The organism is Nonomuraea zeae (assembly GCF_005889725.1).
Classification (GTDB): Bacteria; Actinomycetota; Actinomycetes; order Streptosporangiales; family Streptosporangiaceae; genus Nonomuraea; species Nonomuraea zeae.
Window position 1 is genome coordinate 23,919 of the sequence record NZ_VCKX01000130.1, and the last position, 8,717, is coordinate 32,635.

The 8,717-nt window shown below is 71.7% G+C and carries 11 protein-coding genes; 1 reads left to right on the forward strand and 10 read right to left on the reverse strand.

Translation table 11 applies throughout. The features are described 5' to 3' along the window. The first annotated feature begins 68 nt into the window (after nt 1–68). Nucleotides 69–956, forward strand: coding sequence for an endonuclease/exonuclease/phosphatase family protein (locus ETD85_RS33975; protein ID WP_138693912.1), 888 nt, complete (start codon nt 69–71; stop codon nt 954–956). Here the strand turns inward: ETD85_RS33975 and ETD85_RS33980 are convergent. The 10 genes from ETD85_RS33980 to ETD85_RS34025 form a co-directional block, all read right to left on the reverse strand. After that, complete coding sequence (locus ETD85_RS33980) at nt 942–1,508, reverse strand: nucleotidyltransferase family protein (protein WP_138693913.1); 567 nt, start codon at nt 1,506–1,508, stop codon at nt 942–944. The two genes, ETD85_RS33975 and ETD85_RS33980, sit on opposite strands and share 15 nt — an antisense overlap. Continuing rightward, a complete protein-coding gene (locus ETD85_RS33985) occupies nt 1,505–2,596 on the reverse strand; it encodes an XdhC family protein (protein ID WP_138693914.1) in 1,092 nt (363 codons plus the stop codon). The genes ETD85_RS33980 and ETD85_RS33985 overlap by 4 nt, the downstream gene beginning before the upstream one ends. Next, nucleotides 2,589–3,674: a vWA domain-containing protein gene (locus tag ETD85_RS33990; protein ID WP_138693915.1), complete on the reverse strand. Its 1,086-nt coding sequence runs from the start codon at nt 3,672–3,674 to the stop codon at nt 2,589–2,591. Before ETD85_RS33990 ends, ETD85_RS33985 begins: the two co-directional genes overlap by 8 nt. Beyond that, on the reverse strand, nt 3,667–4,533 hold the full coding sequence (locus ETD85_RS33995) for an AAA family ATPase (protein ID WP_138693916.1): 867 nt from the start codon (nt 4,531–4,533) through the stop codon (nt 3,667–3,669). Before ETD85_RS33995 ends, ETD85_RS33990 begins: the two co-directional genes overlap by 8 nt. 157 nt (nt 4,534–4,690) lie before the next feature. Then, nucleotides 4,691–5,140 (reverse strand): PH domain-containing protein, encoded by a 450-nt coding sequence (locus tag ETD85_RS34000; RefSeq protein ID WP_206058921.1) that lies wholly within the window; start codon nt 5,138–5,140, stop codon nt 4,691–4,693. Between the two features lie 19 nt (nt 5,141–5,159). After that, nucleotides 5,160–5,627, reverse strand: coding sequence for a 6,7-dimethyl-8-ribityllumazine synthase (ribH, locus tag ETD85_RS34005; RefSeq protein WP_138693917.1), 468 nt, complete (start codon nt 5,625–5,627; stop codon nt 5,160–5,162). A 120-nt stretch (nt 5,628–5,747) separates the two neighbouring features. Then, nucleotides 5,748–6,965, reverse strand: a complete 1,218-nt coding sequence (locus ETD85_RS34010) for a bifunctional 3,4-dihydroxy-2-butanone-4-phosphate synthase/GTP cyclohydrolase II (protein WP_138693918.1) — start codon at nt 6,963–6,965, stop codon at nt 5,748–5,750. Continuing rightward, nucleotides 6,962–7,621 carry a nicotinamide mononucleotide transporter family protein gene (locus tag ETD85_RS34015; protein ID WP_138693919.1) on the reverse strand — a complete coding sequence of 220 codons (660 nt, stop codon included), beginning with the start codon at nt 7,619–7,621 and terminating at the stop codon, nt 6,962–6,964. The genes ETD85_RS34010 and ETD85_RS34015 overlap by 4 nt, the downstream gene beginning before the upstream one ends. Beyond that, the gene (locus ETD85_RS34020) at nt 7,618–8,208 is read right to left on the reverse strand and encodes a riboflavin synthase (RefSeq protein WP_138693920.1); all 591 of its coding nucleotides are present in this window, start codon (nt 8,206–8,208) and stop codon (nt 7,618–7,620) included. Before ETD85_RS34020 ends, ETD85_RS34015 begins: the two co-directional genes overlap by 4 nt. Continuing rightward, nucleotides 8,208–8,717 (reverse strand): RibD family protein (locus ETD85_RS34025; protein ID WP_138693921.1); only part of this gene is annotated, 510 nt, incomplete at its 5' end. The genes ETD85_RS34025 and ETD85_RS34020, both read right to left, overlap by 1 nt.

Below are 8,717 nucleotides of genomic sequence, written 5' to 3' on the forward strand. Positions count from 1 at the left end.
ATATTCCGTTTAGTCCGGAACAGGTTATCGCGCCGGCGTGCCGGGGTGGAGCGGCTAGCCTGGTTCGAGTGCTGAGCCGGGTTGTCGTCGTCCTTTCCGCCGTGGTGGCCATCGCCCTGGCGGGGCATCAGCTGATCCCCGCGCTGGGCGGGTTCACGCCGGTGATGGAGAGCCTGCTGCCCTGGCTGGGCCTGGCCGTCCCCGTGCTGCTCGCGGGCCACGTCCTGGCACGTTCCCGGCTCGCCTCGGCCGCCGCGCTGGTCCCGGGGCTGGTGTGGGCGGTGATGTTCGGCTCCACGCTGTTCCGTACGCCGCCCGGCGGGCCCAGCGACCTGGCCGTCGGCACCGTCAACGTGGGCGTGCGCAACAGCGCCTCCGGCGAGGCCGTCCGCATGATCGCCAAGGACCTCGACCTGCTCGCCGCCCAGGAGCTGACCAGCGGCGGGCCCGCGGCCAAGCAGCTCAACAAGATGTTCAAATACCACTATCCGGTCAGCACGGTCGGCCTGTGGAGCCGCTACCCGATCAGCGAGACCAGGCCCCTCGACGTCGGCCTGGGCTGGCCGCGGGCGCTGCGCGCGGTCGTCACCACTCCCAAGGGCAAGGTGACCGTCTACGTCATGCACCTGGCCTCGGCCCGCCCCGGCGCCACCACCTCGCGCGACGCCTCGCTCGCCGCCGCCCGCAAGCTCGTCGACGACGACTCCAGCAAGCGCATCCTGCTGCTCGGCGACCTCAACACCGCCACCACCGACCGGGGCATGCGCGGGCTGACCCCGCCGCTGACCGACGCCCAGAGCGCGGCGGGCGACGGGTTCGGGTTCACCTGGCCATCGGAGTTCCCGATCACCCGGCCCGACCACATCCTGTACAGAGGGATGACGGCCACCAAGGCGGGCGTGGCGCCCGCGACCGGCAGCGACCACAGGGCGGCCGTGGCCTCACTGCGCTTCTAGGCGCAGCAGGTCCTCCGGGGTGTCGATGTCGGCGGGGTCGCCGTGCTCGTCGCACGGCACCTCGGTGACCAGCTCGGGGTGCGCCTTCATGAAGGGCCTGGCCCCGACGTCGCCCACGGCCAGCTCGGCCACCTCGGCGAAGTGCCTGCGGGCGATCAGCACGGGGTTCCTGCGCCGGCCGCCATAGGTGGCGACGGCCAGCCCGGCTCCCGAGCCGATCAGCGCGCGCACCGCGCCGGGGCCGATGAGCGGCTGGTCGACCAGCGCGACCACGACGTACTCCGCCTCGCCCGGCAGCGCGCCGAGCCCGACCCGCAGCGACGAGCCCATGCCGGTCGCCCAGGCCGGGTTGCGCACCGTGACCGCGCCGCGCACCTGTACGGTGGCCGCGCCCAGCACGACCACGACAGGGTGGCAGCCGCCCTCTTCCAGCAGCCGCACGCCGCGGTCGACCAGCCGCTCGCCCTCGAACTCGAGCAGCGCCTTGGGTGTGCCGAGCCGGCTGCCCTGGCCCGCGGCCAGGAGGAGACCGGCGACGGCGGAGGTCCTCACATCGCCTCGTGGTGGATGCGGCCCTCCGTGTCGGACAGCGCCCGGCCGGAGCCGCCCCAGCGCAGCTGGATCAGCTCGGCCGCGATCGACACGGCCGTCTCCTCGGGGGTGCGCGCGCCGAGGTCGAGGCCGATGGGCGAGCGCAGCCTGGCCAGCTCGGCATCGGTGAGGCCGGACTCGCGCAGCCGGACGAGCCGGTCCTCGTGGGTGCGGCGCGAGCCCATGGCGCCCACGTAGCCGGCCTCGGTGCGCAGCGCCACCTCCAGCAGCGGCACGTCGAACTTCGGGTCGTGGGTGAGCACGCAGATCACCGTACGCTCGTCCACCTGCACCGAGGCCAGGTAATCGTGGGGCCACTTGACCACCACCTCGTCGGCGTCGGGGAAGCGCTTGGCGGTGGCGAAGATCGGGCGGGCGTCGCAGACCGTCACGTGGTAGCCGAGGAACTTGCCCACCCGGGCCACCGCCGCGGCGAAGTCGATCGCGCCGAACACGAGCATGCGCGGCGGCGGCGCGAACGACTGGACGAACACCGACAGGTCGTCCAGCCGCCGCTCCCCGTGCCCGCCGTAGTGCCTGATGCCGGTCAGCCCCTGGGCGAGCATGCCGCGGGCGTCGTCGTCCACGGCCTCGTCGAGGCGTTCGATGCCCAGGGTGCCCGACGAGCGCTCCGGCCAGATGATCCGGCGGGCGCCGATGGGCCCCGGCCCGGAGACGATCGTGGCGACGGCCACCGGCTCGTGCGCCTCCACCGACGCCGAGATCTCCCCCAGCTCGGGAAAGGTCTCGATCGAGACGGGCTCGACGAGGATGTCGATGATGCCGCCGCAGGTGAGCCCGACGGCGAACGCGTCGTCGTCGGTGACGCCGTACCGCTGCAGGAGGGGCGCGTCGATCTCGGCGGCCAGCTCGAACACCGCGCCTTCGACGCAGCCGCCCGACACGCTGCCGACGACCTCGTCCCCTCGCACCGCCATCGCCGCGCCCGGCGGGCGCGGCGCGCTGCTCCACGTGCCCACCACCGTCGCCAGCCCGAACCTGAGCCCCGACCTCCACCACCGCATGATCTCCGGCAGCACGTCACGCATGCGCGAGCCTTTCGCTGAGTTGTTCATAGGCGGCCAGGCTGTGCCCGGCCACCAGCTCGTCGAGGTAGGGCAGGGCGGCCCGCATGCCCCCGGTGAGCGGCTGGTAGTCCTCGTACCCCTTGTGCGGGTTGACCCAGATCACGCGGTGCGCCTGCCTGGACAGCCGGGCCATCTGGGTGCCCAGCAGCTCCGGGTCGCCCCGCTCCCACCCGTCCGAGGCGATCACCGCCAAGGCCCCTCTGGCGCTGTAACGGGCGAGATATTCCCTGAGTTCCTCGCCCAGCCGGGTCCCGCCGCTCCAGTCCGGGATGGCCTTGGACACCTCGTTCAGCGCGGTGCCGGGGTCGCGGTGGCGCAGCTCGGCCGTGATCGGGGTGAGCCTGGTGCCGACCGAGTAGACCCGGGTGGCCCTGGGCTCGCTCCTGACCAGGGCGTGGGCGAAGCGCAGCAGGGTCTCCGCGTAGGGGGCCATCGAGCCGCTCACGTCCACGAACAGCACGACCGTCCGCGGCCTGGTGGTGTGCCTGCGGTGCCGCAGCCGGGCGACCTCGCCCTTCCTGAGCGCGTCGCGGATGGTGCGGCGCTGGTCGAGCACGCCCCGGTGCGCGCTCTCGAACCGTCGCGAGCGCCGCCGCGCCCGCCCGCTCTTCAGCATGGCCAGCATCCTGTGCACCTCGGCCCGCTCGGCGTCGGTCAGCCTGGCCACGTCGCGGTGGCGCAGCACCTCGGTCCTGCTCGCCGTCGCGGGCGCCGCCGACTCGTCGTCGCCGGCCGCGCCGTCGCCCTGCGCGGCCAGGTGCCGGGTGACGCTGGTGGTGCTCGTACGGGTCACCGCCGCCTTCTGGCCGCCGAAGTACGCGGCGAAGCACCGGTCGTATCTGGGCAGGTCGTCGGGCGTGGCGCACAGCGTGAACCGGCCGGCCCAGTAGACCTCGCCGGGGTCGGTCACGTCGAGGTGGCCGAGCGCCCGCATCAGGTTCTGGGTCCGCTCGTGATCGGCCGCGACCCCGGCCGCGCGCAGCGTCCTGGCGAACCCGGTCATGGTGGCGGCCACCGCCCCGTCCGCGCGCTCAGCCATGGCCGAGCAGCCCGTTGCCGAGGACGTGCGCGACGTCCTCGCGGTATTTCAGCGCCGCGCCCAGCGTGGCGGCGGCCAGGCCGGGGTCGAGCTCCTTCGCGCCCAGCGTCAGCAGCGCCTCGGTCCAGTCCAGCGTCTCCGCGACGCCGGGCGGCTTGACCAGGCCGGCCTGCCGCAGCCGCTCGGCCGCCCGCGCCACCTGCACGGCCAGCGTCTCGGTGCACTCGGGCAGCCGGCGCAGCAGGATGGCGACCTCGCGGTCGAAGCTCGGGTGCTCCAGCCAGTGGTAGAGGCAGCGCCGCTTGAGCGCGTCGTGCACCTCGCGCGTCCTGTTGGAGGTCACCACGACCACGGGCGGCTTGACGGCCTTGATCGTGCCCAGCTCGGGGATGGAGATCGTGAAATCCGAGAGCACTTCGAGCAGGAACGCCTCGAACTCGTCGTCGGCCCGGTCGATCTCGTCCACGAGCAGCACGCTGGGCTGCGTCTCGATGGCCTTCAGCAGCGGCCGCGCGATCAGGAAGCGCCGGTCGTAGATCTCCCCTTCGAGCCGGCTCACGTCGGTGATCCCGGCCGCCTCGGCGGCTTTGAGATGGAGGAGCTGGCGGGCGAAGTCCCAGTCGTACAGGGCCTGGGCCGCGTCCAGGCCCTCGTAGCACTGCAGCCTGATGAGCGGAGCCTTGAGCAGGCTCGCGAGGGTTTTGGCCAGCTCGGTCTTGCCGACCCCCGCCTCCCCTTCGAGAAACAGTGGCCGGCCCATCCGCAGCGCCAGGAAGGCGGCCGTGGCCAGTCCTTCGTCGGCCAGGTAGGTGTGCCGGTCGAGAAGCTCGATGAGCTTCTCCGGCGACTCGATGTCCATTGCCTTGATTGTCCGCCGCAGCACGCCTTCAGGCTACGTCGACACCCGCCTCCGCGACATCGGCTCCCGCCCTCCATCGCTCACGGCGATCAGCTGATCACCGAACGGAAGCGACGGCAGGGCAGGCCCCCGGGACGCGCGCCCGGGGGCGGCCGGCTCAGTCCTTGGCCTCGCCGCGTTCCCTGATCAAGGCCGCGAGCTCGGCCGTGGCCCGGCGGGCGCGGGCCTTCTCCGACCCCTGGATCCCCATCGCGCCGATCGTCCGGCCGTCGGAGAAGTCGATCTTCGGCCACGGGTCGCCCACCAGGAGCGTGACCTCCAGCACCTCCGGCCAGGTGTAGCGGTGCGTGCGGATGGCGTTGACGATCGTGACGCCCTCCTCGTCGGCCTCCACGCGCACCCGCCCCAGCAGGTGCAGCACGAAGGCCACCGCGCACCCGAACAACACGATCGCCACCCGGTCGGGCAGCTTGAACGGCTCGGCGATGAAGACGGCCATGACCACCGCCCCCGCAACGATCAGCACGGCGAAGCCGTACGGGACGATCCTTCCCCGGCTGGGACGCCAGGTTACGGGCAGGGGCGGAGGGGTGACGGGCTCTGGCACGAGGGAAACCTACCGCAGGTCAGTGGAGGTCCCGCAGCAGGAGTGCGGTCTCGAGCGCGGCGACGGCCGACTCGTACCCCTTGTCCTCCTTGCTTCCCGGCAGCCCCGAGCGATCGAGTGCCTGGTCCATGGTCTCGCACGTGAGCACGCCGTTGCCGACCGGAGTCCCCTCGTCCAGGGCGATCCGGGTCAGCCCGGAGGTGACCGAGTCGCAGACGTACTCGAAATGGGCGGTCTCGCCTTTGATGACCGCACCCAGGGCCACCACCGCGTCGCACCGGCGGGCCAGCGCCTGGGCGATGACCGGGATCTCCAGCGAGCCCGGCACGCGGACCACCGTCGCCGTGGCGCCGCTGTCGTCGCAGGCCGCCAGGGCCCGCGCCACGAGCTGATCGGTGATCTTGGCGTGCCAGCTGGCCGCGACCACTCCCACCGTCAGCCCCGCGGCGTCCGGCGCCGCGGCGCCCGGCCGTCCTTCCCCACTCATGGACCCTCCTCCGCCGGCCCCATGCTCGGGACCGGGCTGTAGCCGATTGACCGCTCGCTCATGAAACGTCCTCCCCCGGCCGCAAGCCCGGGACCCGGCTGCGCCTGATCGGCCGCTCCCTCACGAGGCCTCCGAGATGTCGTGGCCGAGGCGGTCGCGCTTGGCCTTGAGGTATCGCTCGTTGTGGGGGTTCATGGCCACCGGCATGGGCTCGCGGCCGAGCACCTTGATGCCGTAGCCGTCCATGCCCTTGAGCTTGGCCGGGTTGTTGGTGAGCAGCCGCACCGACTTCACGCCGAGGTCGGCCAGGATCTGCCCCGCGTTGGAGAACTCCCGCGCGTCCACCGGCAGCCCCAGCTCCACGTTGGCGTCGACGGTGTCGCTGCCGTTGTCCTGGAGGCTGTACGCCTTGAGCTTGGCCAGCAGCCCGATGCCCCTGCCCTCGTGCCCGCGCAGGTAGACGACCACGCCGCGGCCCTCCTGCGCGATGGCCGACATGGCGTGCTCGAGCTGCACGCCGCAGTCGCAGCGCAGCGAGCCGAACACGTCGCCGGTCAGGCACTCGGAGTGGGCCCTGACCAGGATGTTCTCGCCGCCGGACAGGTCGCCGTAGACGAGCGCGACATGCTCGCCGCCGTCCAGCGCGCTGGCGTACCCGTACGCCCGCCACATCCCGTACGCGTTCGGCAGCCGCGTCTCCGCGACCCTGGTGACCATGCTCTCGGCCCGCCGCCGGTGGTCGACGAGCTGTTCGATGGAGATCAGCGCCAGGTCGTGCTCGTCGGCGAAGCGGCGCAGCTCGGGCAGCCTGGCCATGGTGCCGTCGTCGTTGACGACCTCGGCCAGCGCGCCCGCCGGGGACAGCCCGGCCAGCCTGGCCAGGTCCACGGCCGCCTCGGTGTGACCGCGCCTGGCCAGCACCCCGCCCTCGTGATAGCGCAGCGGGAAGATGTGCCCGGGGCGCACCAGCTCGTTGGGCTCGGTGGCGGAGTCGGCGAGCGTGCGGATCGTCTTGGCCCGGTCGGCCGCCGAGATCCCCGTCGTGACGCCGTCGCGGGCGTCCACGGTGATCGTGTACGCCGTGCGCATGCGCTCCTTGTTGTGGAAGACCATGAGGGGCAGCCCGAGCCGGTCGAGCTCCTTGCCCTCCATGGCCACGCAGATCATGCCGCTGGTGTGCCTGATCGTGAACGTGCACAGATCCGGCGTGGCCTTGGCGGCGGCGAAGATGAGGTCGCCTTCGTTCTCGCGGTTCTCGTCGTCGACGACCACGACGGGCTTGCCGTTGCGGATGTCCTCGACGGCTCGCTCGATGGGGTCGAGCTTGATCTCGTTCATTGCGCCACCGCCACGTTGAGGCCGGCCGTCCGGTATTCGCGCAGCCATTTCGCGAACCCGACGAGGACCAGCACGAAGAAGATCCCGTAAACGGCTCCGGAGACCACCAGGCCCGAGCTGAACGCCAGCGGCACCCCGACCAGGTCCACGGCCACCCACACGATCCAGAAGTCCACCAGGGCCCTGCCCTGCGCCCACGTGGCTATCGCGCTGCCGACGAAGATGTAGGCGTCGGCGGCGACCAGGAAGGCGCCCTTCGGCAGCGGCTCGTGCGCGCCCCACGACAGGCCGGTGGCGTAGAACAGCACTCCCACCACGGCGGTGCCCAAGATCATGAACAGGATCAGCAGCATCCGCTCCCACCACTCGGCCGGACGGACGGCGAGCTGCCTGCCGTCCTGGGTGCCGCGCCGCCACGCCCACCAGCCGTAGATCGCCAGGCCCGCGAACAGGGCCTGCTTGAGCGCGTTACCGGTGATGTGCGCGTTGATGGAGGCGATGAACAGCAGCACCGCGCCGGCGAACTGCACCGGCCACGTCCACATCGACTTCCGCATGGCGAGCAGGACGGTGGCCAGGGCGGCGATGTTGCCGACCAGGTCCGTCCAGAGCACGTGTGTGCCGAATGCCGTAAATCCGGCGTTGGCCCAGTTCACTGCCTGACCACCAGCCTTTCCACATACTTCGCGATCACGTCGACCTCGATGTTCACCACGTCGCCCACCAGGCGGTCGCCCAAGGTGGTCAGCTTCAACGTGGTCGGGATCAGGCTCACGCCGAAGCTTTCGTCGTCAACCGTCGTGACCGTCAGGCTGATTCCGTCGATCGCGATCGAACCTTTCTCCGCCACGTACCGGCTGAGCGTCCCGGGCAGCGAGAAACGCAGGTCGTCCCAGCTCTCCCCGGGCTCCCTGGACAGCAGCACGGCCGTGCCGTCCACGTGGCCCTGCACGATGTGGCCGCCGAGGCGCTGGTCGGCGCGTACGGCCCGCTCCAGGTTCACCGCCGAGCCGGCGACCAGCCCGCCCAGGGAGCTGCGGTCGAGCGACTCCCTGATCACGTCCACGGTGAACACGTCATCCTCGACCGACACGACCGTGAGGCACACGCCGTTGACCGCGATCGAGTCGCCGTGCTTGGCGTCGGAGGTGACGATCGGCCCGCGCACCGACAACAGGGCTCCGCCGCCCTGCTGCTCGATCGCCACCACGTCGCCTTTTTCCTCAATGATTCCGGTGAACATCACTTCTCCCTGCCTGGTTGGGTGGCGGGCCGGGCGATCAGCCGTACGTCCGGCCCAATGGGGGCAATATCGTCAAATGTCAGGCGGTGAACTTCGCTGATCGTCCGCACCCCGGCCGCGCCGAGCGCGGCCCGCCCGGAGCCGAGCAGCGCGGGCGCCAGATACGCCACGACCCGATCGACCAGGCCCTGCGCGATGAACGAGCCGGCGAGCGCCGGGCCGCCCTCCACGAACACGCTGACGACCTCCCGCGCCGCCAGCTCGCGGAGCAGGGCGTGCAGGTCGAGGCCGTCCTGGTGGCGGGGCAGGCGCAGGAGGTCGGCCTTGAGCGCGGTCCCGGCGTCCTCGGCCACGGCGACGAGGGTGGGCGCCTGGTCGTCGAGCACCTTGGCGTCCTGCGGCGTCCTGCCTTCGGTGTCGACCACGACCCTCAACGGCACCCGACCGGCCACCGCGAGCCGGGAGACGGAAGCGTCAGGGGTCGCAGCGGGGGCGGCGGGGCTGAGGGC

What these genes read in the sequence shown, in the direction of transcription:
- ETD85_RS33985 (WP_138693914.1), bottom strand. Translation starts at nt 2,596, where the DNA reads ATGCGTGACGTGCTGCCGGAGATCATGCGGTGGTGGAGGTCGGGGCTC.
- ETD85_RS34010 (WP_138693918.1), bottom strand. Translation starts at nt 6,965, where the DNA reads ATGAACGAGATCAAGCTCGACCCCATCGAGCGAGCCGTCGAGGACATC.
- ETD85_RS34020 (WP_138693920.1), bottom strand. Translation starts at nt 8,208, where the DNA reads ATGTTCACCGGAATCATTGAGGAAAAAGGCGACGTGGTGGCGATCGAG.
- ribH (WP_138693917.1), bottom strand. Translation starts at nt 5,627, where the DNA reads ATGAGTGGGGAAGGACGGCCGGGCGCCGCGGCGCCGGACGCCGCGGGG.
- ETD85_RS33990 (WP_138693915.1), bottom strand. Translation starts at nt 3,674, where the DNA reads ATGGCTGAGCGCGCGGACGGGGCGGTGGCCGCCACCATGACCGGGTTC.
- ETD85_RS33995 (WP_138693916.1), bottom strand. Translation starts at nt 4,533, where the DNA reads ATGGACATCGAGTCGCCGGAGAAGCTCATCGAGCTTCTCGACCGGCAC.